Origin of the sequence: Nocardioides sp. zg-1230, from assembly GCF_013155335.1 — a bacterium.
Taxonomy (GTDB): Bacteria; Actinomycetota; Actinomycetes; order Propionibacteriales; family Nocardioidaceae; genus Nocardioides.
The window spans coordinates 932,399-956,133 of record NZ_JABJQZ010000001.1 but is presented as its reverse complement, the minus strand read 5'-3'; the positions used below and the strand labels follow the sequence as shown (position 1 = coordinate 956,133).

The following is a 23,735-nucleotide window of genomic DNA, read 5'->3' as shown; positions in this document are numbered from 1 at the left end:
TCGTACGAACTCCCCGCTCGAGCGGGCCCTCTGCGGCGAGCTGGCAACCAACTGTCGACAAAGCGACTGATCGACCTGTCGACAGATCGATCTAGCCATTCACCGCTTTGTCTTCTTCGCCCGCTTCTCGGCACGTTTGCGAGCGCGCTCGCGCTTCTCCGCGGCGTCGAGGCGGGCCGCCTCCTCGAGCGTGGGGGCCGAACCGCCCATCGAGGCGGGCACCCACCAGGAGCCGGGCGGCTGCTCGTCGGCGGGGTAGGAGGCGACGGTGTCCCGGAGCATCTGCGACATCTGGGCGTGGAGGCGAGCGGTGTCACCGACGGGGTTGTCGCCCGTCGGGTACATCGGCTCACCGACGGTGATCGCGATGGTCTTCCCCCGGGAGAAGTCGCGCGGGTGGTCCTTGGTCATCATCCGCTGCGTGCCCCACATGATGACCGGCACGAGGGGTACGCCGGCCTCCGCCGCGATGCGTACGGCTCCGGTCTTGAACTCCTTGAGCTCCATGGCGCGCGAGATGGTGGCCTCGGGGAAGATCCCGACGGCCTCGCCCTGCCGGAGGTAGTCGACGGCGGTGTGGAAGCTGCCCAGCCCCTCCCCGCGGTCGACCTCGATGTGGTGCAGCGACCGCATCAGCGGGCCGACCCACCGGTGGTCGAACAGCTCGCGCTTGGCCATGAAGCGCACGAGGCGGCCGGACGGGTTCGCCGCCAGTCCGCCGTAGACGAAGTCGACGTACCCGACGTGGTTGTAGGCCAGCAGCACGCCACCCTCGCGCGGCACGTGCTCCGTGCCGGAGAGCCGGATGCGCTGGCCGAGGGCCTTGAACGCCGTCTTGGCCGTGACGATGATCGGGGGGTAGGTCACATCGCGCATGGCGAGGAGCCTAGGGTCACGGGACTCCCGCCGCGACCCTTCGTGATCAGCGTCGCGTCGCGAGGAAGTCGGCGATCCGGCCGATGGCCTCCTCGAGCACCGACGCCTCCGGCAGCGTGACGAGCCGGAAGTGGTCGGGGTCGGGCCAGTTGAAGCCCGTCCCGTGCGTGACGAGGATCTTCTTCGCCCGCAGGAGGTCGATGACGAAGTCCTGGTCGTCCTCGATGGGGTAGACGTCCGGGTCGAGCCGGGGGAAGCAGTAGAGGGCGCCGCGTGGCTTGACGTTGCTGACTCCGGGGATCTCGTTGAGGAGCGAATGGGCCAGCATCGACTGCTCGTAGAAGCGACCTCCGGGACCGATGAGCTCCTCGATGGACTGGTAGCCGCCCAGGGCCGTCTGGATGGCGTGCTGGGCGGGCACGTTCGAGCACATCCGCATGTTGGCGATGAGGGTGAGGCCCTCGAGGAAGTCGGTCGCGATCTCCTTGGGGCCGGAGATCATCACCCAGCCGGCGCGGTAGCCGCACACCCGGTAGGCCTTCGACAGACCCGAGAACGTCAGGCACAGCACGTCGTTGCCGCCGTACGTCGCCGCGTGGTGGTGCTGCGCGTCCTCGAAGAGGATCTTCTCGTAGATCTCGTCGGCCATCACGACGAGGTGGTGGCGACGGGCGATGTCGACCAGCGCCTTGACGGTCTCCTCGCTGTAGACGGCACCCGTGGGGTTGTTGGGGTTGATGATGACGATCGCGTGGGTGTTCTCGGTGATCTTCGACTCGATGTCGGCGAGGTCGGGGTTCCAGTCGTTCTCCTCGTCGCACCGGTAGTGCACCGGCAGCCCGCCGGCGAGGGTCACCGCTCCCGTCCACAGGGGGTAGTCGGGGGCCGGCACCAGGATCTCGTTGCCGTCGTCGACGAAGGCCTGCAGCACCATCGAGATCAGCTCGGAGACACCGTTGCCGATGAAGATGTCCTCGACGCCGACGTCACGCAGGCCGTGCGACTGGTAGTAGTGCATGACCGCGGTGCGGGCAGACCAGATTCCCTGGCTGTCGGCGTACCCCTGCGACTGCGGCAGGTGGTGGATCATGTCGGCGAGGATCTGCTCCGGCGCCTCGAAGCCGAACGGTGCGGTGTTGCCGATGTTGAGCTTGAGGATCCGGTGTCCCTCGGCCTCGAGCCGCTGGGCCTCGACCAGGATCGGCCCGCGCACGTCGTAGCGGACACCTTGCAGCTTCTTGCTCTGTCGGATCGGGCGCACGCTCCATCCTCTCAGGCCGGTTCCGGCGCACAGGTCACGTCTCGTGCACACAGGCTCCTACGCGCCTGAGCCCGAGACATGACCTAGCATCGGACACGTGTCCCGCAAGACCACGCGCCTGACGGTCGACCACCACGCGGAGCTGGCCGATCCGGTGCGTTCGTGCCTGTTCTGGGAGCTCACGCCCGTCGACCGGGCCCGGCTCGACCACGACGAGCGGATCGCGGAGAAGGAGAGCTGGCTCTCGACGGTGCTGCGCGACTGGGGCTCGTGCGGACGCGTCGTACGACTCGACGGGCGCACGGTCGGGCACATCGTGTACGCCCCCGCGGCGCGGCTGCCCGGGGCGGCGAGCCTGCCCACGGCGCCCGGCTCGCCCGACGCGATCATCGCGGCCACGGCGTGGGTCGAACCGGGCCTGCGGCGCGGGGGCCTCGGCCGGCTGCTCGTCCAGGCGATGGCCGCCGACCTCGTCGAGCGCGGCCACGCGGCGATCGAGGCGTACGGCGACACGCGCGGGCAGACGGTCGGCTGCGTGCTCCCCGCCGAGTTCCTCGGCAGCGTGGGCTTCAAGACCCAGCGGGCCCACCCGACCACTCCGCGGATGCGGATGGAGCTGCGCACCGCTCTCAGCTGGAAGGACGAGGTCGAGCTCGCGCTGGAGAAGGTGTGGGGGGTGGTCCGCCCCACGCAGAAGGCGACCCGCCCGATCGGATCGGTGCGGGTCGCCTCACGCGACTGACGCGTCTCGACTTCGACGCGCCCGTCGCGACTTCGTGCCTCAGTCGCGGGGCTTGCTCAATCTGGCCGAGCCCACGCCGACCGCTCGTTCCTCGCGGCCGGCTGCTCGTCTCAGATGATCCCGTCGAGCTCCTTGAGGAGCGCGGCCTTGGGCTTGGCGCCCACGATCGACTTCACGACCTCGCCGCCCTGGTAGACGTTGATCGTCGGGATGCCGGTGACGCGGTAGGACGACGGGGTCACCGGGTTCTCGTCGACGTTCATCTTGAGGAACGTGAGCTTGTCGCCGTGCTCGGCGTTGAGCTCGTCGAGGATCGGGGCGACCTGGCGGCACGGGCCGCACCACTCTGCCCAGAAGTCGACGAGGACGGGCTTGTCGGACTTGAGGACCTGCGCCTCGAACTCGGCGTCGGTCACGGCGGCGATGTTGGCCACGGAGGAGCCCCTTTCAGGAGGTCTGGGTTGTCGAACGGCGATGACTACTCAACAGCACGCCACCGACAGATGTTCCCGTCGGCGCGCGAGACCGGCGGGCGCTCAGGCGCCGGCGGTCTGCACCTCTTCGGCGATCGCCTCGACCGTGGCGGCGGCGTCGCCGGCGGTGGACGCCTCATGGTCGAGAGCGGCGATGAAGCGCTCCGCGTCGAGGGCGGCCGCACAGCCGGTGCCGGCGGCGGTGATGGCCTGGCGGTAGTGGTGGTCGACGAGGTCGCCGGCGGCGAAGACGCCCGGGAGGTTGGTCTTCGTCGACGGGTGGTCGACGAGGACGTAGCCGTCGTCGTCGAGGTCGACCTGGCCGGTCAGCAGCTCCGAGCGCGGGTCGTGGCCGATGGCGATGAAGAGGCCGGTGACCGGGAGGTCACGTTCCTCGCCGGTCTGCGTGTCGCGCAGGGTGATCGACTCGAGCTTGTCGGCGCCGTTGATCGCGGCGACCTCGGAGTTCCACACCATCTCGAGCTTGGGGTCCGCGAAGGCGCGCTCCTGCATGATCTTGGAGGCGCGCAGCTCGTCGCGGCGGTGGATCAGGTAGACCTTCGACCCGAAGCGGGTGAGGAAGGTGGCCTCCTCGACGGCGGAGTCGCCACCACCGACGACGGCGATGGCCTGCTCGCGGAAGAAGAAGCCGTCGCAGGTGGCGCACCAGGACACGCCGCGACCGGAGAGCTCCTCCTCGCGCGGCAGGCCGAGCTTGCGGTAGCCGGAACCGGTCGCGAGGATCACGGAGCGGGCGGTGTAGGTGTCGGTGGCCGTCTTCACGACCTTCACGTCGCCGGTGAGGTCGACCTCGACGACGTCGTCGGCGACCAGCTCGGCGCCGAAGCGCTCGGCCTGGGCACGCATCTCGTCCATCAGGGCCGGGCCCATGATGCCGTCACGGAAGCCGGGGAAGTTCTCCACCTCGGTGGTGTTCATCAGCGCTCCACCGGCGGTGACCGACCCCTCGAAGACCAGCGGGTTGAGCGAGGCGCGGGCGGCGTAGACGGCGGCCGTGTAGCCCGTGGGTCCTGAGCCGATGATGATGACGTTGCGCGTCTCGGTGCTGGTGCTCATGTGCGGTCAGTGACTCCTGGGGCTGGCTGGATCGGGTTGGGCGTTCGTGGTCTCAACCGATCGTAGGCGACCGTTGTTCCACACCCTCCCGGGACCGCTCAGGGGGCGGGCAGGGTGAGCGTACGCACGGCGTCGGGGTTGCCGCACACGTAGAGCTCGACGCCCTGGAGCTCCCCGACGGGGCGTCGGAACACGACCAGCCCCGACTCGCCGTCGACCTGCGCCGACACCACGGCGCTCGAGGGACCCGGGTCGACACCGTCACAGTCCCGCAGCGCGGCGAGCGTCCTCAGGCGCTGCGGGCCGTCCGTGACGTCCGGTCGCAGCTCCAGCAGCTGCGGGATGATGTCCTCGTCGTCGTCGGAGAACAGTGTGGGACGTCCCACCAGCCCGGGCTGCAGGAACTCCCCCTTGGGATCGGGCTCCAACAGGTCCGACTCCGAGGTGGCGTCGCCGCCCTCGTCGGCGCTGGCCCCAGCGCCGCCGTCGTCCTCGGAGGTCGGCGCCTCCGCCAGCGAGCTCTCGGACGCCGAGCCGGCGCTCGAGTCGCTCGCGTCGCCGCCCCCGCGGGGGAGGACCTGGCCCAGCGCGACCCCGGCGACCACGACGGAGGCGGCGGCGAGCAGGCCGATGCCCGCCACCCGGCGTCGGCGCGAGCCGATGTCGACGACGCGACCGGGCGACCGGTCGTCGTGCGCGTCGGCCGGCTCGACGGTGGGCTCGGCCACGCGCTCGGCCTTGAGGGACGCGAGGGTGTCGTCGAGCCGGGCGACGACCTCGGGAGGCGGGGGCCCGTCGTGGCGCGCGTCGGCGAGCAGGCGGCGTACGGCCTCCTGCTCGGGCGGGAGCCCGGACGACTCGGTCATCGGCGGTCACCTCCTCGGGGTGTCACGGAAACGGGCGGGGAAGGGCGGGGGACGGGTGCGGTGCTGCTCAGGGCGCGGGCGGACCTCGCGGACGCACGGTCGGTTGGACGGGACCGTCGGAGGGCGGGTTCCCGTGAGGCGGGTCACCGGCCGGGTGGTGGAGGTCGGCGAGCAGCGACGCGAGCTTGGTGCGTCCGCGTGAGCAGCGCGACTTCACCGTGCCCTCGGCGCAGCCCAGCATCTCGGCCACCTCGGCGACCGGGTAACCCTCCATGTCGACGAGCACCAGCGCCGCGCGCTGCTCGAGGGGCAGGGTCGCGAGCGCGTCGAGGACCCGCCGGCGCCGCTCGGTGTCCTCCGCGACGGCCTCGGGCTGGTCGTCGTGCACGGCGGTGGCGACCACCGTGCCGCGGTCCTCCACGTCGTCGGGCAGGGCCTCGAGGCGCCGGATCTTCGCGGCCCGGATGCGGTCGAGGCAGGCGTTGACGACGACCCGGTGGAGCCAGGTCGTCACGGCGGCATCGCCGCGGTAGGACCCCGCTCGGCGGAAGGCGGCGATCATGCCGTCCTGCAGGCCGTCGGCCGCGTCCTCGGGGTTGCCCATCGTGCGGAGCGCCACGGCCCACAGCCGGTCGCGGTGCCGGGCGAACAGCTCGCCGAACGCTTCGGCGTCGCCGTCGACGTGGGCCTGCAACAGCTCCTGGTCGGAGCGATCACCGATCGGTGGGGTGCTCACCGGGGCGTTCACCCGAGGACCTGCACCTCGGTGATCGTGCCGCGGTACCCGTCGGCGACCTGCGGCAGCAGGGTGAGCCACACGGTGACGTACTGACCCGACACCGGCTCGGTGAGCTCGACCGCCAGCTCCCCGTCGCCCGACGCCGTCCCGACCGGCGTCAGTCCGGAGACGCCCGTGGGCGGGTCGGAGGTGACGTACGCCGCGAGCGAGGTCTGGCCACCCTCGGTGGTCACCAACACCTCGCGGACGGCGCGCGTCGCGCCGAGGTCGATGACGAGGCCGACGCCGGTCTTGAGGCCGGCCGGGCCGAAGTTCTGCTCGTAGGTCGAGGTCGACCACGAGGTCGCGGGGTCGCCGTCGAGCACGTTGGGCACCGAGTCCGGGTTCTCCTCGCGCGGGGCGGCCCCCTGCGGGTCGAAGTCGTCGGCGACCAGGTCGGTGAACGGGGTCGGCGGGGCCACGCTCGGCGTGGTCGTGGTGGTCGGCTCCTCGCTGGTGCCGGGCGTGGGCGGCTTCAGCCCGAGCTGGTACGCCGCGACCGCGGCCACGCCGACGAGCAGGCAGATACCGACGATCATCGCGAGCCGGATCCAGCTGCGCCCGGGCACCTGGTCACCGGTGTCGTCGAACCCGTCGCCGGTGTCCCACCGGTCCTCGGACCAGGAGCCGGAGGCCCACGACCCGGTGTCGCGGCCCACCGGTCGCACTCCGGAGTCGCGCGCCGGGTCGCGGCCGGAGTCCTGGCTGGAGTCCCAGGGCCAGTACTCCGGGGCAGTGGCGGCGCGGCTGCCCGGGCGCGGACGGCGTACGGGCTCGCCCTCGGGCGGGTCGGGCGCGAAGAGCGGCTTGGGGGTGGGGTCGGCGAGAGGGGGCGGGGGCGCGGGCTTCTCGCTGCGCTTGCGGAGCCAGTCGACCTCGTCGTCGTCGTGGAAGACCGGCATCCCGGCCTGGGTCGGGAGGTCCGTGCTCGGGCGCTGGGCGTCGGCCGTCGGCTCCTCGGCCCGGACGTCCGTGGTCGTCAGCCCGGCGTCCTGCTGGCCCGCCTGCTCGTCCTCCCCCGCGCCCTGCCCGGCGGCGGGAGTCCCGGCGGGCGGGTCGGCGGGAACCTCGGTGGGCCCGGGTGCGTCGTCGGGACCGGGCTCCAGGTCGGCGGCCGGGACGACGGGCACCACCGCGGTGGGTGCGGCGGACGAGGTCGGGGGCGGGGTGGACAGCGAGGAGGGCGGGGGGGCCGGGGGGGCCGGGGGAGGGGTCGACCGCACCCCCGGGACGGCGACGTGCGTGCCGGTCATCTCGCCGACGTGCTCGAGGAGGACGTCGCGGATGGTGCGCGCCGACGGGTGCGGCGCGTCGGTCTCGCGCTGCGGGTTGAGGACCTGGTCGCAGAGGGCGTCGAGCACCCGCGGGATGCCGGCACGCACCCGCCGCGGGCGGAGCACCTCGCCGTGGACCTCGGGGGCCGGTGGCAGCGCCGACGGCGAGACGCCGGCCCACTTGCCGGTGAGCGCGCAGTAGAGGAGGCCGGCGAGGTCGATCTCGTCGACGTTGACCCGCCCGGCGGGGAGGCCGCGCAGCGCGGCCTCGACACCGAAGCCGATGATCCGGACCTGCCCGTGCTGGTCGATGAGCACGTGCTCGGGTGTCAGGCAGCCGTGGGCGAGACCGGCCTCGTGGGCACCGACGAGGCTGTCGGCGACCTCCGCGACCAGCCAGGCCGCCCGGCGGGGGGCGAGGGGTCCCTCCCGGGTGAGCAGGTTGTCGAGGGAGTCGCCCTGTCCCCACTCGTTGACCACGAAGCAGCGACCGTCGGCGGCCTCGGCGTCGAGGACCCGCAGCAGGCGGCGGTCGATGACGGGTCCGGTGCGACGGGCTGCCTCGAGGAGCGGCTGGGCCCGGTCGTCGTCCTCGGCGATGATGTGCACGGCCACGGGCCGGTGGAGGACGAGGTCGTGCGCACGCCAGAAGCGGCCGGCACCGGCTTCGGCCAGCAGGTCGTCGAGGCGGTAGCGCTCGGCGAGCACGTCACCGGCCTGCATCGACATCGGCACCACTCACCCCACCTCCCTCACGCATCCCACTGCTGAGCCTGTTGCCGGGCCTGTTGCTGGGCCCACTCTAGGGAGTCTCATCCGCGTCGCAGGCGCGCCGCGACGATGTCGACCAGGGTCGTGACCTCCCGCACGCGCAGCAACCGGGCCCCGCCGAGCACGACGAGGAGGCCGGCCAGCGCGCTCGCGCCCCCGCGGACCAGTCCGACCAGGGGGCCGGGACGTTCGCCGAGGCCGGCCAGCGCGAGCTCCACCGACCACGCGGCGGCGACCGCGGCTGCCAGCACCAGCGACATCCGCGCGAGGAACCGGAGCAGCTGCGGGGTCTCGAGGCCGCCGACCGTGCGCCTCAGCAGGACGAAGCTCACCAGTGCGCCGACGGCGTACGACGACAGGTAGGCCACGACGAGCATCGGGGCCGTCTCCTCGGGTGGGCGCGAGGGCACCAGCAGGGTCGCGACGAGGACGTTGGTCCCCGAGACGGCGAGCTGGATGAAGAAGACGAGCCGGGTCATCTCCATGGCGTAGAAGCCGCGGAGCATGAAGTAGTGGACGGTGAAGAAGGCCAGGGCCGGGCCGAAGAGGGCGAGGGTCGGCGCGAAGCTGGCGGCCGTGTCCTCGCCGCCTGCCCACCCGAAGGCGAACCCCGCCACGTCGCCGGCGACGACCGGCAGCAGGACCGCGAAGGGCAGCACCAGCGCGAGCGACGTACGCAACGTCGACCCGACCGTGCTGCCGAGGTCGCCGAGCCGCCCCTCGTGGGCGAAGGACGAGAGCCGCGGCAGGATCGCGGTCGCGAGCGAGACCGTGACGATCGAGTGCGGCACCATCATGATCAGCAGGCTGTTCGCGTAGACGGTGTAGCCGGTGCCGCCGTCCACCGTGCCGCCCGAGGCCAGCTTGACCACGACGAGGTACGCCGCCTGGGTGACGACCACGAACAGCACGGTCCAGATGCCCAGGGACAGCGTCTTGCGCAGCTCGGGGTCGCGGAAGTCGAAGCGCGGGCGGTAGACGAAGCCGGACGCTCGGAGGTAGGGCAGCAGCACCAGGAACTGGGCCACGATCCCGACGGTCGACCCGAGGCCCAGCAGCACCTCCTGGCTCGTGTCGAGCGGTTCGTAGCGCTCGGGGCCGTCGCCCACCGGGCCCCACACGAGGAGGTAGGTGACGAGCATGGCGATCGAGAGGAGGTTGTTCGCGATCGGCGCCCACATCATCGGCCCGAAGCGCCCGCGCGCGTTGAGCACCTGGCCGATGAGGACGTACATGCCGTAGAAGAACACCTGCGGCAGGCACCAGCGGGTCAGGTCGACGATCGACTCGAGGTGCGCGGCCCGGTCCGGCTCGAGGTAGCGGTCGTCGAGGTAGAGGCCAAGCAGCGCCGGCGCGAAGGCCACCAGCAGCACCGTCACCGTTCCCAGGAACAACGCGGAGAGCGTGATCACCCGGCGGGCGTAGGCGTCGCCGCCGTCTGGGTCCTCCTTGATCCGCCGCACGAGCTGCGGCACGAGCACGGCGTTGAAGATGCCGCCGGCCAGCAGGATGTAGACCATGTTGGGCAGCGTGTTGGCGATCGAGAAGAGGTCACCGCGGATCGCGGCGCCGAGCGCCGCGACCAGCAGGGCGCTGCGGATGAAGCCGGAGGCACGGGAGAACACGGTCCCCGCGGCCATCACGGCCGACGAGGCCAGGATCCGCTGATCGCTCACGGGCGCTCCACCACCGGGGCACCGGGCGCGGTCGGCTCGGGTGCTCCGGGGTCGTGCTCCTCGTCCGGCTCGTCGGCGTGGTCCACGTGCTCGGCGTCGGACTCCCGGTCGGCGGCGGCGAGCTCAGCCCGGCGGGCGCGGATCTGACCGGGCAGGCGATAGCCGATCATCCCGAACAGCACGAGTGCGCCGAGGGCCATGACGATCCAGATGAGCGCACTCACCCGAGCAGCACGGATGGGCAGCTGGTCGGAGGCCCCGAGCGGGACCCCGTCGAGGCTGGTGACCGCCAGTCGCACGTTGTGCACGCCGGCCCGGCTCGTCGTCGCCTCGAAGCGGACGACGCTGCGTGCCTGCGGACCGAGACGTCGTACGCCGCCTCCGCTGAGCGTCAGCTCACCGTCGGTGCGCACCTGCACCTGCACCTCCACCGGCTGGTCGAGGCCGTTGACGAGGGTGACGCCCAGCGGTCCGGAGTCGCTGGAGAGGGTGACGGCGGGAGGTGCCTCGATGTCGATCTTGCCGAGGTCGCCGCGCAGGGAGTCCTCCACGCGCCGCGCCGCCGCCACGGCCAGCCGTGGCCGCTGGCGGTGCTGCTCGGACAGCGTCACCAGCACCTCGTCGCGGACCTGCGCCTCGACGGTCGTCACCGGGACCAGCACCTGCTCCAGCAGCGTGGCGGCGTCGGTGGCACGGTTGACCGCCGAGAAGGCCGAGGCGTCGAGCTCGGCCGAGGCGTCGTCGTCGGAGTAGGCCAGGACCGAGGCCGGGAGGCCCTTCGGTGAGCGGGCAGCGACGTCCCCGAACGGAACGAGGTCGAGCCACGGCTGCTCGAGGTCGGTGAAGAAGGTCTCGGCGTCCTCCCCGCGCCACACGGTGGGCAGGGTCACCACGAGCGGGGCCGTGTCGCCCGCCTCCGCGCGGAGGGCGGCCTCGCTCAGCAGCCGCTGGCGCAGTGCGAGGGGGTCGTTGGCCGCCGTGGGTCCCGGACCGCCCGCTTCGGCGCCGGTGCTCGTGACCACGATCTCGTGCCCGAGCATCTTGACGATCGAGGTCGGGCTGGTCGGCGGGTTCGCGAAGGCGTTGTCCCCCAGCAGGATCGTCGTGTCGAGCGGCACGGCGCTGATGGCCTCAGGACTGAGGAGGTCGCTCTGCGGTGCGACGGTGGGCTGGGAGGGAAGCCGCAGGGCCGTCATGATGTCCTGGCTGCGGGTCACCGCCTGGGTGAACCGGGTGCGGTCGTGGCGCACGGCGGAGGAGACATCGAGATCGCCGTAGGGGAGCGTGAGCACGGGCGTCGCGCCGACGAGCAGCCTGAAGCGCTCCAGCCAGGCCGAGGCGGCCACGGCCAGCTCGGCGTCCTCGTCGCTCGGCTCCTCGCTGGGCATGGCCTCGGTGGGGGTCAGCGTCTCCGGGGTCTCCGGCGACTCCGACCCGGACTCCTCGGCCTCCTCCGTCGGCGTCTCGGTGGGCGTGGGCTCCTGGCCCTCCACCGTGGTGTCCGGAGCCAGGGTGCGCGGGGGGTTGCCGCGCGAGAGGCGCACGAGGGCGAGCAGCACGGCGGGGTCGACCAGCCAGCTGTACGGCGCCGAGCCGGCCGAGTCGGCCATGTCGAGCACGCCGTCGAGGCTGCCACCCTCGGCGAGCCGCTTGGCCCACCGGTCGGTACCGGCCACCGCCCCGTCCTCGTCGAACCAGACCCGGCTGCGGATCGGCAGGATCACCGACGCCTCCTGCCCCACGTCGCCGGTCGGCCGGCGGGGGATGAAGGTGCGCGCCCGCCCGTCGGCGACGCCGTCGCGCGGGACCGCGCCGTCCCCCAGGGCGTGGATCCCGATCCAGTAGACGCCGGGCTCGCCGGAGGTGGCGAGCAGCTCGACGGGGACCGTGTCGGTGAAGGTGGCGGACGCGCCCGGGGCCAGCTCGTCGATCGTGTCGAACGTGCCGGGCACCGTCACCCGCTCGCCCACGGACAGCGTGGGGTCGATGAGCGCCGACGCCGCGAGGTTGACCGCGTCCAGGATGGGCGCCTCCGAGGAGAACGCGTGCGTGTTGATCCGGGTGAACGTGTCGTCGCTGACGTTGGTCACCGTGCCGGTGATCTCCACGTCGCCGGTGCGCGGCAGCACGGGGGTCATCGTGTCGATGTGGACGAGGAGCGGGTCGCCGTCCTTCGCCGGTGCGGCCGCGGCGGGTGCTGCGAGGCCTGCGCTCGCGACGCCGAAGGTCAGGAGCCCCGCCAGGGCAGCACGGAACGACGACGAGCGGGGCACGCACCGATGCTAGTTGTTCGGCACCACCGGGCCGGCACGTAGACTGGCCTGTCGTGTCCGACGTCGCACTGCACCCCCTCACGATCGTCGAGATCCAGCGTCGGGTCGGCGAGGAGCTGGACCGCATCGGGTCGGTCATCGACGAGCTCGGCACGTTGTTCGCCGACGCCGGCGAGGAGCTGGCCCTGGTCGGCGGCCCGGTCCGCGACGCGATGATCGGCCGGCTGCAGAACGACCTCGACTTCACGACCTCCGCGCACCCCGACGTCACGGAGCGCCTCGTGTCCGGCTGGGCTGACGCGGTGTGGGACATGGGGCGCGACTTCGGCACGATCGGTTGCCGCAAGGGACCGTGGCAGGTCGAGATCACCACCTACCGCTCCGAGAGCTACGACCCGTCCTCCCGCAAGCCCGACGTCGACTTCGGCGACTCCCTCGAAGGTGACCTCGGCCGCCGCGACTTCAGTGTCAACTCGATGGCGGTGCGGGTGCCGGGCCGCGAGTTCGTCGACCCGTTCGGTGGCATCGTCGACCTCGCCGAGCAGGTGCTGCGGACCCCGGGCGCCCCGGAGGACTCCTTCTCCGACGACCCGCTGCGGATGATGCGCGCCGCCCGCTTCGCCGCCCAGCTCGGGTTCACCGTCGCCTCCGAGGTGGTCGAGGCGATGACCGCCATGGCGGGGCGGATCGAGATCATCTCGGCCGAGCGGGTCCGCGACGAGCTGGTCAAGCTCGTGTGCGCGCCCCACCCCCGGCTCGGGCTCTCGCTCCTCGTCGAGACCGGACTGGCGTCGTACGTCCTCCCCGAGCTGCCCGCCCTCGCCCTCGAGCGCGACGAGCACCACCGCCACAAGGACGTCTACGAGCACACCCTCACCGTCCTCGAGCAGTCGATCGACCTCGAGCACCGCCTGGGCGGGGGTCCGGACTTCGTGTCCCGCTTCGCCGCGCTGATGCACGACGTCGGCAAGCCGAGGACGCGGCGCTTCGAGACCGGCGGGGTCGTCACCTTCCACCACCACGACGTCGTCGGGGCCAAGCTGACCCGCAAGCGGATGAAGGCGCTGCGGTTCTCCAACCACGACATCGAGGCCGTCTCGCGCCTGGTCGAGCTGCACCTGCGCTTCCATGGCTACGGCTCGGGGGAGTGGACGGACAGCGCCGTACGACGCTACGTCCGCGACGCCGGCGACCAGCTCGAGCGGCTGCACATCCTCACCCGCGCCGACTGCACCACCCGCAACCAGCGCAAGGCCGACCGCCTGCGCCGGACGTACGACTCGCTCGAGGAGCGGATCGCCCGGCTGTCGGAGGAGGAGGAGCTGGCCTCGATCCGGCCCGACCTCGACGGCAACCAGATCATGCAGATCCTCGACATCGGCCCCGGCCGCGAGGTGGGCCAGGCCTACGCCTACCTCCTCGAGCTCCGGATGGATGAGGGTCCGCAGACCGCCGAGCAGGCCGAGGCCGCGCTCCGCGCGTGGTGGGCCGCGCGCGGCTGACCCGACCGGACCTCAGGCGCTGCGGTCGAGGACCGCGGCGTCGAGCCAGGACGGGAAGGCCGTCAGGTCGTCGAGGACGACGTCGGTGCCGGCCTCCTCGAGCTCGGCGCGGGTGCACCCGCCCGTCAGCACCGACACGCTGAGCACGCCGGCAGCGCGGGCGCCCTCGACGTCGTGGACGTGGTCGCCGACGTAGGCCAGCGCTGCCTCGCGGCGCAGCACCTCGGCCTTGCCCACGCCCCAGACCCAGCTCTCGAGGTGGTCCGCCTCGAGGCCGAGGTGGTCGAGGTGGAGGCGGGCGTTCGGACCGTACTTCCCGGTGACGACGAGCACCCGGCCTCCGTGGGCGCGCACCGCCTCGAACGCCTCGTGCGCCCCCGGCAGGACCGGCACCGTCGTGATCGCGTGGTCGGGGTAGAGCGCGCGGAAGCGGTCGCCCGCCGGACCGACCTGCTCAGCGGGCAGGTAGGGCGCGAGAAGGTGGTCGAGCGGCGGGCCCAGCCGCGCCGTCATGTCCTCGACCGGGAAGTCCACGCCCAGCTCGGCGCCCAGCGCCAGCAGCACCTGCCGGAAGCCAGCCGCGGTGTCGATCAGCGTGAGGTCGAGGTCGAACCCGACGACGAGGGGCCTGCGTGCGGTCACGACGACGAGCGTACGGAGGCGCAGCCAGCTGCACGGAGGCCCCGCCCCGGGAGGGGACGGGGCCTTCGTCGACCCGGCACTGGGCCGGGTCGGGGGTCACTCGCCCTTGATGAACTTCTCCAGCTCGGCGCGACCGACCTCGTCGGCCATCTGCACCGGCGGGGACTTCATGAGGTAGGCCGAGGCCGGGAGGATCGGGCCACCGATGCCACGGTCCTTGGCGATCTTCGCCGCACGGACGGCGTCGATGATGATGCCGGCGGAGTTGGGGGAGTCCCAGACCTCGAGCTTGTACTCCAGGTTGAGCGGGGCGTCACCGAACGCACGACCCTCGAGGCGGACGTAGGCCCACTTGCGGTCGTCGAGCCAGGCGACGTAGTCGGACGGGCCGATGTGGACGTTGCGGTCGCTGACCTTGTCGGCGAGCTCGCCCTTGAGGTTGGACGTGACGGCCTGGGTCTTGGAGACCTTCTTGGACTCCAGGCGCTCGCGCTCGAGCATGTTCTTGAAGTCCATGTTGCCGCCGACGTTGAGCTGGTAGGTGCGGTCCAGCGCGACGCCGCGGTCCTCGAACAGCTTGGCCATCACGCGGTGGGTGATGGTCGCGCCGACCTGGCTCTTGATGTCGTCGCCGACGATCGGGACGCCGGCGTCCTCGAACTTCTTGGCCCACTCGGGGTCGGAGGCGATGAAGACGGGGAGCGCGTTGACGAAGGCCACGCCGGCGTCGATCGCGCACTGGGCGTAGAACTTGTCGGCCTGCTCCGAGCCCACCGGCAGGTAGGACACGAGGACGTCGACCTCGGCGTCCTTGAGCGCCTGGACGACGTCGACCGGCTCGGCGGCCGACTCCTCGATGGTCTGGCGGTAGTACTTGCCGAGACCGTCCATCGTCGGGCCGCGCTTGACCTCGACGCCGAGCGTCGGGACGTCGCAGATCTTGATGGTGTTGTTCTCCGAGGCGTCGATGGCCTCGGAGAGGTCCTTGCCGACCTTCTTGTCGTCGACGTCGAAGGCGACCACGAACTCCACGTCCTTGACGTGGTAGTCACCGAAGACGACGTGCATGAGCCCGGGGACGGTCCCTGAGGGGTCCGCGTCCTTGTAGTACTCCACGCCCTGGATGAGGGACGTGGCGCAGTTGCCCACTCCCACGATCCCTACTCGTACCGAACCCATGGGGCTCTCCTTCTCTGTGCTGGGCCTTCTGGCTGCTGGTCGGTGGTGCTCAGTGCTGGTCTGCTTGGGGGGTCTGGGTGGTGGTGCGGTCGACCGGCGCGGGCTCGTCGCCGCGCTCGGCCCGGATGAGGTCGGAGAGCCAGCGCACCTCGCGCTCGACCGACTCCACCCCGTGGCGCTGGAGCTCGCCGGCGTAGCGGTCGACCTCGGCCTGGGTGCGGGCCAGCTCGGCCTGCACGCGGGCGAGCCGCTCCTGCAGTCGCGAGCGGCGCCCCTCCAGGACGCGGAGGCGGATCTCCATGTCGGTGGAGGAGAAGAAGGCGAACCGGATGTCGAAGTTGTCGTCCTCCCACGCCGTGGGACCGACCTCCGACATCAGGCGCTGGAACTGCTCGTTGCCGGCGGGCGTGACCTCGTACACGATGCGGGGCCGGCGGCTCGTGGCCGTCGTCGTGGCGCTGGCCTCGGTGATGAGGTTGGCCCGCAGCATCTTCTTGAGCGCCGGGTAGAGCGAGCCGTAGGACAGCACGCGGCCCCAGCCGAGCATCAGGTTGAGCCGCTTGCGCAGCTCGTAGCCGTGCATGGGTCCCTCGTGCAGCAGTCCGAGGACTGCGAGCTCGATGGTGTCACCACGACGTGCCATGTGACCTATCGTACCGATATATCTGCGGGTGACGAATCTGGGTTGTGGGACCCCTGCCCGTACCCTGTTGCCCTGTGAGTGCTAAGAAGCGGAGGGCCGACGGCAAGGCCCAGACCCGACGGCCGAAGCAGCGGCGTACGGGCAAGCAGCAGGCGGCGCGGATCGCCAAGGTCCTGGCGATCGTCGGCGTGGTCGGTGCCCTCGTCCTCGGCGGTGTCGTGGTCGTCCTCTACCAGGCGATCAGCATCCCGGAGCCCAACGAGGACTTCGAGGCCCAGACCACCTTCGTCTACTACCGCGACGGTGAGCAGCAGCTCGGCACCTACTACGAGGACCAGAACCGGGTCTCGATCCCCCTGGGCCAGATGCCCGAGACGATGCAGGACGCGGTGGTCGCCGCCGAGAACCAGACGTTCTGGACCGACAAGGGCATCGATCCCCGCGGCATCCTGCGCGCGGCGTTCTCCAACGCCCGCGGCAACGACCGCCAGGGCGCGTCCACGATCACCCAGCAGTACGTCAAGATCCTCTACCTGAGCAGCGAGCAGAGCTACAAGCGCAAGATCAAGGAAGCGATCGTCTCGCTGAAGATCCAGCAGCAGCTGAGCAAGGAAGAGGTGCTCGAGGGCTACCTCAACACCATCTACTTCGGTCGTGGTGCGTACGGCATCGAGGCTGCGTCGGAGGCCTACTTCGACCACCCGGCCAAGGACCTCAACCTCCGCGAGTCGGCCGTCCTCGCCACGGTGCTCAACAACCCGTCGAAGTACGACCCGGCCAACGGCAAGGAGGCCAAGGCGGACCTCAAGGGTCGCTACGCCTACGTCCTCGACAGCATGGCCGAGATGGAGACGATCACGCCCGAGCAGCGTGACAAGGCCATCAAGAAGCTCCCCAAGTTCCCCAAGATCGCCGCCCAGAGCCAGTTCGGCGGGCAGCGCGGCCACGTGATGGCGATGGTCAAGCAGGAGATCCTGGCCCGCGGCATCGCGTCGGAGGACGAGATCGACGGCGGCGGCCTGCGCATCACCACGACCCTCGACCCGCAGGTGATGGCCGACGTCGAGGAGGCCGTGACCGAGCAGCGTCCCGACGCCGGCATGCCCGGCGACGCGGGCAACAAGGACCTGCACGTCGGCGCCGCCACCGTCGACACCGCCACCGGCCAGCTCCTCGGCTTCTACGGCGGCCAGGACTACCTCGACTCCCAGATCAACTGGGCCGTCGCCGGCGGCATGGCGGGCTCGACCATGAAGGCCGCCACCGACGTCGCCGCCATCCGCGACGGCTTCTCCCTCAACGACACCTTCGAGGGCAACAGCCCCATCGACATCGCCGGCACCGAGTTCGGCAACCAGGGCGACACCGACTACGGCTCGGCCGTGTCGATGCTCTCCGCGACCGAGAACTCCGTGAACACCGCGTTCGTCGACATGGTCGACTCGATGGAGAACGGCCCGCAGAAGGTCATCCAGGCGGCCGAGGACCTCGGCATCCCGGGCAACGAGACGCAGCGCTGGGGCATCCCGCGGCGCTCGATCGACTTCCAGGAGAACGTCGGCGTCACGCTCGGCACCGCTCAGGTCAGCCCGATCAACATGGCCAACGCCTACGCCACTCTCGCCAACAACGGCGTGCGCAACGAGGTCCACGTCGTGCAGAAGGTCGTCGACCGCAGCGGCGAGGTCCTCTACGAGGCCAAGCAGCGCAGCAAGGAGACCGTCGACCCCGACATCGCGGCCGACGTGACCTACGCCCTGCAGCAGGTCGTCGAGTCCGGCTCGGGCACCGAGGCGCTCGCCCTGGGCCGGCCGGCGGCAGGCAAGACCGGCACGGCCACCAACGCCGACGACGAGGTGTCCTCGTCGTGGTTCGTCGGGATGACCCCGCAGGTCTCGACCGCGGTGATGTACGTCCGGGGCAAGGGCCGTGAGGGCCTCGACCTGCCGCGTCCCGACGGGGCCGACCTGTGGCTGCCGACCAGCTCGGACGGGAAGTCCGGCTACTTCGGCGGCAACTACCCCGCCAAGACCTGGACCGCCATCATGCAGCGGGTGATGGAGGGCAAGGACGTCGAGGAGTTCCCGGAGCCCGTCTACGTCGACGGTGACGCGCCGGAGGAGGGTCACGAGTACACTCCGCCCCCGCCGCCGCCGTCGTCGTCCGCGCCCTCACCGCCGAAGCCCTCCAACACGCCGACGCAGGAGCCGACCCTCGAGCCGGAGCCCACCGAGGAGCCGACGGAGACGCCCACCGAGACCCCGGTGCCGACCGAGACCCCGGTGCCGGTGCCGACGGAGACCCCGGTCCCGCCGACGACGCCGCCCCCGCCGCCTCCGCCGCCCACGCCCGCGCCGACCGAGACGCCGACCACCCCGCCACCGGCCGGACGACTCGAGCCGCGTCAGCCGCTGGCCGACGTACGACCCTGAGTCCCGCGGTGGACCGCGCCGACCGCCCCGCGCCCGAGGTCGCCATCGGCGACCACGTCGCGCCGACGCGCACCGACCCGGTCGCCGCGGCGATGTCGGAGATGGTGGGCGGGCCGCTCGGCGACCACGCCCGGGGACACCGCTGGTGGGACGCCGGTCGGGTGCTGGTCGGCGCGACCGCGCTGACACTGGCTGCGGGGATGGTCACCAAGACGGCGTGCGTCCCGTCGGGGTGGAGCAACCCGAACCAGCCCTTCACCGAGCTGTGCTGGACCGACCTCGCCGGCACGTCTGTGGACGCGGGGGCTCCTCCCCGGGTCGCCGGCTGGCTCGAACGGGTGGCCGAGTGGCTGCCCGGCTCCGGGACGGTCGCCACGACCGCCGTCCTCGCCGTCCTCCTCGCCGCGCTCGCGCTGCTCGCGACCGCCCTGCTCGTCCGCGTCGACCGGCGCCGGCCCTGGGCCGCCGCCGGCTGGGCGCTCGGCCCGGTGCTCCTCGTGCACTGGCTGTCGTGGGAGCTGGTGGCGGCCGTCGGTCTCGCCGTGCTGCTGTGGGGCTGGGCCACGGGGCGTGCCTGGCTCGCCGGCGTCGGAGCCGGGGTGGGTGCGGCCTTCGCGCTGCCGGTCGCCGTCGCCTTCGTGGGCGTGGTCGCCGTCGGAGGTCGCCTCCGCCACCGGGTCGACGCGCTGCTCGCAGCGGCCGCCGCCTACGTCGTCGTCACCCTCCCCGGGCGCGCGACCGCGGAGACTCCCGACATCGGGTCGATCTGGTTCCTGCTGGGCACCACGGACGTCGGCGGGTCCGCCACGACGCGCACGGTCGTCCAGGTGCTCGTCCTGGCCCTGGCGGCGGGCGCCGTCTGGTGGCTCGTTCGGCGCGCTGGGCGACCCAGCCCGCTGACCAGCGCCCGAGCCGGCCTCGTCCTCGTGGCGGCCGCGCTCGCGGTGGCGCCGTCGGCACCTCCCGAGACGGCCCTGCTGGTGCTGCCGCTCGCCGCGATCGCCGTACGCCGCTGGCGCGACCTGCTCGTGTGGCAGGCGCTGCACCTGCTCAGCTGGGTGCTCACCGGGTGGTACGTCGGGCAGGCGCTCGTGCCGACCGTCGCGGACGACGTACGCGCCTACTGGCTCGCGGTCCTGCTGCGGGTGGGCGGGCTGGTCTGGCTGGTTGCGGCCGTGCTGCTCGACGCCGGCGCCGCGTCAGTCGACGACGACGCGGTCGAAGTCGGTCGCGGTGAACCGCACCCGGACCTCGATGTCCTCGCCGATGCAGGGGACCCGCGCACCTGACGGGACGAACAGCATCGACGCCTGCATGTGGGGCGGTTCGGCGAAGAGCCGCTGCTTGCCGTCGATGGAGAACGGCGAGCGGACGAAGCCGACGGCGTCCAGGCCGCCGCGTGCCAGCGTCGCGGCGCGTGCCTTGAGCGACTGGTCGCCGGTCGGCGCCTCGAGGCCGATGCCGTGGGCGGTGCCACCGCTCACGACGACGATGTGGCCGTGCTTGGGAGCGCTTCGCCCGCGGTAGCCGAAGGTGTCGCCGCGGTCGACCTCGTGGACGTCGAGGACCGTCGCGGTCACCGAGAGGGCGCCCCGGTCGCCGAGCCAGAGGTCGGTGCCGATGCGGGGACGGATCGTGAAGTCGGGGTAGGTCGTCGCCAGCCGGTCGAGCTCGGCCTCGGTGAGGTGGGAGACGAAGACCGTGCGGGTCGGCAGGCCGGAGGCCACGACGTCGTTGATGAGCCGCGTCACCTCGCCCAGGTGGGACGTGGTGTTGAGCGGCAGGTGCAGGGCGACGCCGCACAGTCCGCGCCGGTCGCTGCGTCCCGGACCGAGCGTGGCAGCCGCGGCGGCCAGGCCGCGACGTGTCATCCCGTGGCGGAGCATGGAGGTCAGCTGCTCCAGCACGAACCGGGCGTCGGGGTCGCGCTCGCGCAGCGCGACCAGGTCCTCGGGCCGGCTGACGGTGTGCACGACGCGGGAGGAGAGCTTGGGGTCGAGGTCGAGCGCCGCCCCGAACGGACGCCACGGCGTGAGCACGAGGAGGTCGCCCGAGTAGCGGCTCGCGGCCTCGGGTACCTCGTCGTACGTGCCGACCGCGACGGTGTCGACGGGCGCTCCGGTGTCGTCGGCGTGGTCGGCCAGCCACTGCGCGCGCCGCGCGAGGCGACCCACCGACATCCCGTAGCCGTTGCCCTTCGCGACGGGCACGATGCTCGGGTGGGTGCGGACCGTCCGCAGCAGGTGGGAGCGCCACCGCTCCCCGTCGACCCTCAGCACGAGGCTCATCGGATGGTCACCCCCGCCGGGCCAGGTAGAGCTGGAACGCCTTGTAGATGGCGCGGTTGACCGGGAGGTCCCACTCGCCGGCGTACTCGACCGCCTCGCCGCCCGTGCCCACCTTGAACTGGATGAGCCCGACGTGGGGGTCGTCGGAGTCGAGGGTCTCGGTGATGCCGCGCAGGTCGTAGACGTGGGCGCCGGCGTCGAGGGCGTGGCGCATCATCGCCCACTGGACCGCGTTGGAGCCGCGGACCTCGCGCTTCTCGGTGGAGGACGCGCCGTAGGAGTACCAGGCGTGGGTGCCGACCCGGATCCCGATCGTGGCCGCGACCAGGTCGCCCTCGTGGCGGGCCAGCCACACCTGGATGCGGCCGGGGTCCTCGGCGGCGAGCGCGTCGTACATCGTCTCGAAGTACGACAGCGGGCGCGGGGTGAAGTGGTCGCGCTCGGCGGTGTGGACGTAGAGGTCGTGGAAGGCCTTCAGGTCGGTGCGCTCGCCCAGGGCGACCTCGACGCCGGCCTTGTCGGCCTTCTTGATGTTGCGGCGCCACAGCTGGTTCATGCCCTTGAGGACCTCGTCCTCGCTGCGCGGCCGACCGTCCTGGTCGACCAGCGGGACCTGGAAGTTGAACTGCGGCTGCCCGGCGGTGAAGCCACCCTCGGCCGACTGCTGCTGCCACCCCAGCTCGTGCAGCTGCGCGACCACGCGGGCTCCGTCCTGGGTGCGCTCGAGGGGAGGTACGTCGCCCAGCCGGCGCACGGAGTCGTCGGCGATGCCGGCCTTGACCTGCTCGGCGGACCAGCGGCGGGTCACGACGGGCGGACCCATCCGGACGGCGAAGGCACCCTCATGTTTGAGGTGCGCGACCATCGGCGCCAGCCACGAGCCGAGGTCGTCGTCGGACCAGTCGATCACCGGACCCTCGGGGAGGTAGGCGAGGTAGCGCCGCACCTTCGGCAGCTGGCGGTAGAGGACGAGGGCCGCACCGACGAGCTCGGTTCCGCGGAACCATCCCAGCGACTCCGAACGCCACTCCGCCTTCACCTTCGCCCAGCCCGGGGTCTGGAGGAAGCTGGCGGACGACCGGCCCGCGATCAGGTCGTGGTGCTGCTGGCTGGAGATCGGGCGCAGCGTCAGGGGGGTCGTCACCCCGGAAAGGCTACAAGGGACCAGACACGACCCCCGTACGTGTCTGGTCCCTCCACCGATACAGACGCAGGACGCCCGGGATTGGTTGCCACGTGCCGGCGACCTCCTGCCCCGTGCCGGACCGTGGTGGTGCGTGACGGCGGTCCTCCACCCGCTCGGGTGAGGCTTCGTTCGGAGATTCCCCCGAGACCATCAGGAAGCTGTCAAGACGCCCACAAGGTTGGTCTCAATGCGCTATCAGGCCGTAGCAGGCGGGTACCCGGGGACGTTGCACAAGTAGGGGAGCAGAGCGGCTCGTGGGGACGAAGCCGTCACTTCCCCGGCCAATCGACGGCGCACCGCGCGCCGCACTCACCCCTGGGGGACAACCGACATGAACTCGACCAACCGCTACCGCCTCGCGCCACGACTGGGGCTCGCCGCCTCCGCGCTGTGCCTGGGCGCCATGGCACTGACAGCCGTGCCCGCCGCGAATGCCGACCCGGGCAACGGCAACGGACAAGGACAAGGACAGGGACAGGGACAGGGACAGCAGGCGCCCCCGACCACCCCGACCACCCCGGCCCCCGCCGGGACGCAGCCGGCGGGTCCCCCCGCCGCCAACCCGGGCGACGCAGGCAACGGCGGCGGCCAGGGCAACCCCGGCGGCAGCTCAGGGAACCCCGGTGGCGGTGGTAACGGTGGCGGTCAGGGCAACCCTGGTGGCAACGGCGACAACTCCGGCGGTGGTGGCAACGGGAGCGGTGGCAACCCCGGCGGCAGCGGCGGTGGCGGTGGCGGTCAGGGCAACCCCGGCGGAAACGGCGGTTCCGGCGATCCGGCCGGGAACAACGGCACCGTCAAGATCGCCCCCCTTGGCGACTTTGACGGCATCCCCAACAACACCCCGCACGTCGGATGCACCTTCTTGGTGGAGTGGTACGGGTTCGACCAGGGGGCCGACATCATCTCGACGGTCTCCTTCGCCGAGCACCCCCCGACGACGGGCGTCGGCATGACCGTCAGCGGCCCGTCGCAGGTCTTCGTGGGCGCCGACCCCGCATCCGGGGCGGGAACCAGCTCGGGCCTCGACGGACGCCAGCAGTACACGCTGTCCTTCACCGGCCAGCCCCACCCGAAGCAGGGCTACCACGTGAAGCTCACCATCCACACGCCTCGTTCGAAGGGCAACGACACCAAGAGCAAGGTCTTCTGGGTGGAGGGATGCGCGCCGACGACCCCGCCGACGAACCCGCCGACGAACCCGCCCACGAACCCGCCGACCAACCCGCCCACGAACCCGCCCACGAACCCGCCGACGAACCCGCCGACCAACCCGCCGACCAACCCGCCGACCAACCCGCCCACGAACCCGCCCACGAACCCGCCGACCAACCCGCCGGTCACGCCCCCGGTGTCGCCGCCGACGAGCCCGCCTGCCGTGGCTCCCAGCACGGCGACGGAGCAGCCGGAGGCCGAGGGCACCGAGTCGCCCGAGGTGTTGGGCGCCCAGGCGTTCGGCGGCAACAACTCGGGTGGCAACGCGGGCACGACCAGCCCGTCGTCCTCGTCGCCCCAGTCGCAGCAGCTGCCGACGGCGGTCAACGCCGGCGCTCCGGGGGCGACGCCCGTCGGTCCCAGCCCGGTGGAGGTCATGCTCGGCCTCCTGATGGTGCTCGTCGGTGGGGCGCTCGCCCGACTCGGGTGGCGCCACGTCCGTGGCTGAGGCCCGTCGCCGTCGTCGCCTGACGGCACTCCTGCTGGGGACAGCCGCACCCGCGCTCGTCGTGGGTGGGCTGTTCCTGGCGGGCGGGGGGATGGACGCGACAGTGCCCTCCCCGGCCCCGGCGGTGCAGGCG

At 71.9% G+C, this 23,735-nt stretch carries 19 protein-coding genes; 5 read left to right on the top strand and 14 right to left on the bottom strand.

Annotated features, from left to right (window positions below; translation table 11 throughout):
* Window positions 1-99: 99 nt before the first annotated feature.
* Window positions 100-876 (bottom strand): 1-acyl-sn-glycerol-3-phosphate acyltransferase, encoded by a 777-nt coding sequence (locus HOO61_RS04635; RefSeq protein WP_172257318.1) that lies wholly within the window; start codon window positions 874-876, stop codon window positions 100-102.
* A 46-nt stretch (window positions 877-922) separates the two neighbouring features.
* Complete coding sequence (locus HOO61_RS04630) at window positions 923-2,137, bottom strand: pyridoxal phosphate-dependent aminotransferase (RefSeq protein ID WP_172257316.1); 1,215 nt, start codon at window positions 2,135-2,137, stop codon at window positions 923-925.
* A 97-nt stretch (window positions 2,138-2,234) separates the two neighbouring features.
* On the opposite strand from HOO61_RS04630, the gene HOO61_RS04625 reads away from it, so the two are divergent.
* The gene (locus HOO61_RS04625; protein WP_172257314.1) at window positions 2,235-2,879 is read left to right on the top strand and encodes a GNAT family N-acetyltransferase; all 645 of its coding nucleotides are present in this window, start codon (window positions 2,235-2,237) and stop codon (window positions 2,877-2,879) included.
* A gap of 110 nt (window positions 2,880-2,989) precedes the next feature.
* Here HOO61_RS04625 and trxA read toward each other — a convergent pair whose 3' ends face one another.
* The 7 genes from trxA to HOO61_RS04590 form a co-directional block, all read right to left on the bottom strand.
* Window positions 2,990-3,313, bottom strand: a complete 324-nt coding sequence (gene trxA / locus HOO61_RS04620) for a thioredoxin (protein ID WP_308213175.1) — start codon at window positions 3,311-3,313, stop codon at window positions 2,990-2,992.
* Between the two features lie 102 nt (window positions 3,314-3,415).
* Complete coding sequence (trxB, locus tag HOO61_RS04615) at window positions 3,416-4,429, bottom strand: thioredoxin-disulfide reductase (RefSeq protein ID WP_172257312.1); 1,014 nt, start codon at window positions 4,427-4,429, stop codon at window positions 3,416-3,418.
* 98 nt (window positions 4,430-4,527) lie between these two features.
* On the bottom strand, window positions 4,528-5,295 hold the full coding sequence (locus HOO61_RS04610; protein WP_172257310.1) for a hypothetical protein: 768 nt from the start codon (window positions 5,293-5,295) through the stop codon (window positions 4,528-4,530).
* Between the two features lie 67 nt (window positions 5,296-5,362).
* Complete coding sequence (gene sigM / locus HOO61_RS24000; RefSeq protein ID WP_367650024.1) at window positions 5,363-6,031, bottom strand: RNA polymerase sigma factor SigM; 669 nt, start codon at window positions 6,029-6,031, stop codon at window positions 5,363-5,365.
* A gap of 8 nt (window positions 6,032-6,039) precedes the next feature.
* The gene (locus HOO61_RS23995; protein WP_367650074.1) at window positions 6,040-8,076 is read right to left on the bottom strand and encodes a protein kinase family protein; all 2,037 of its coding nucleotides are present in this window, start codon (window positions 8,074-8,076) and stop codon (window positions 6,040-6,042) included.
* 83 nt (window positions 8,077-8,159) lie between these two features.
* A complete protein-coding gene (murJ, locus tag HOO61_RS04595) occupies window positions 8,160-9,794 on the bottom strand; it encodes a murein biosynthesis integral membrane protein MurJ (protein ID WP_367650023.1) in 1,635 nt (544 codons plus the stop codon).
* Entirely contained in the window at window positions 9,791-12,067 is a 2,277-nt protein-coding gene (locus HOO61_RS04590; RefSeq protein ID WP_172257304.1) for a DUF6049 family protein, read from the bottom strand. Before HOO61_RS04590 ends, murJ begins: the two co-directional genes overlap by 4 nt.
* Window positions 12,068-12,120: 53 nt before the next feature.
* On the opposite strand from HOO61_RS04590, the gene HOO61_RS04585 reads away from it, so the two are divergent.
* A complete protein-coding gene (locus HOO61_RS04585; RefSeq protein ID WP_172257303.1) occupies window positions 12,121-13,569 on the top strand; it encodes a CCA tRNA nucleotidyltransferase in 1,449 nt (482 codons plus the stop codon).
* Window positions 13,570-13,581: 12 nt separating this feature from the next.
* On the opposite strand, the gene HOO61_RS04580 is transcribed toward HOO61_RS04585, so the two are convergent.
* From HOO61_RS04580 to HOO61_RS04570, 3 genes are all read right to left on the bottom strand, one after another.
* The gene (locus tag HOO61_RS04580) at window positions 13,582-14,211 is read right to left on the bottom strand and encodes an HAD family hydrolase (RefSeq protein WP_172257302.1); all 630 of its coding nucleotides are present in this window, start codon (window positions 14,209-14,211) and stop codon (window positions 13,582-13,584) included.
* A 96-nt stretch (window positions 14,212-14,307) separates the two neighbouring features.
* The gene (locus HOO61_RS04575) at window positions 14,308-15,390 is read right to left on the bottom strand and encodes an inositol-3-phosphate synthase (protein ID WP_172257301.1); all 1,083 of its coding nucleotides are present in this window, start codon (window positions 15,388-15,390) and stop codon (window positions 14,308-14,310) included.
* 49 nt (window positions 15,391-15,439) lie between these two features.
* Window positions 15,440-16,033: a PadR family transcriptional regulator gene (locus HOO61_RS04570; RefSeq protein ID WP_172257300.1), complete on the bottom strand. Its 594-nt coding sequence runs from the start codon at window positions 16,031-16,033 to the stop codon at window positions 15,440-15,442.
* Between the two features lie 74 nt (window positions 16,034-16,107).
* Between HOO61_RS04570 and HOO61_RS04565 the strand changes: the two genes are divergently transcribed.
* On the top strand, window positions 16,108-18,465 hold the full coding sequence (locus HOO61_RS04565; RefSeq protein WP_172257299.1) for a transglycosylase domain-containing protein: 2,358 nt from the start codon (window positions 16,108-16,110) through the stop codon (window positions 18,463-18,465).
* A gap of 8 nt (window positions 18,466-18,473) precedes the next feature.
* Window positions 18,474-19,754 carry a hypothetical protein gene (locus HOO61_RS04560; RefSeq protein WP_172257298.1) on the top strand — a complete coding sequence of 427 codons (1,281 nt, stop codon included), beginning with the start codon at window positions 18,474-18,476 and terminating at the stop codon, window positions 19,752-19,754.
* On the opposite strand, the gene HOO61_RS04555 is transcribed toward HOO61_RS04560, so the two are convergent.
* Both HOO61_RS04555 and HOO61_RS04550 read right to left on the bottom strand, forming a co-directional pair.
* Complete coding sequence (locus HOO61_RS04555; protein ID WP_172257297.1) at window positions 19,665-20,753, bottom strand: alanine racemase; 1,089 nt, start codon at window positions 20,751-20,753, stop codon at window positions 19,665-19,667. The two genes, HOO61_RS04560 and HOO61_RS04555, sit on opposite strands and share 90 nt — an antisense overlap.
* 7 nt (window positions 20,754-20,760) lie before the next feature.
* Window positions 20,761-21,897 (bottom strand): lipid II:glycine glycyltransferase FemX, encoded by a 1,137-nt coding sequence (locus HOO61_RS04550; RefSeq protein WP_367650022.1) that lies wholly within the window; start codon window positions 21,895-21,897, stop codon window positions 20,761-20,763.
* Window positions 21,898-22,270: 373 nt separating this feature from the next.
* Between HOO61_RS04550 and HOO61_RS04545 the strand changes: the two genes are divergently transcribed.
* Complete coding sequence (locus HOO61_RS04545) at window positions 22,271-23,602, top strand: hypothetical protein (protein WP_172255707.1); 1,332 nt, start codon at window positions 22,271-22,273, stop codon at window positions 23,600-23,602.
* The last annotated feature ends 133 nt before the right edge of the window (window positions 23,603-23,735 follow it).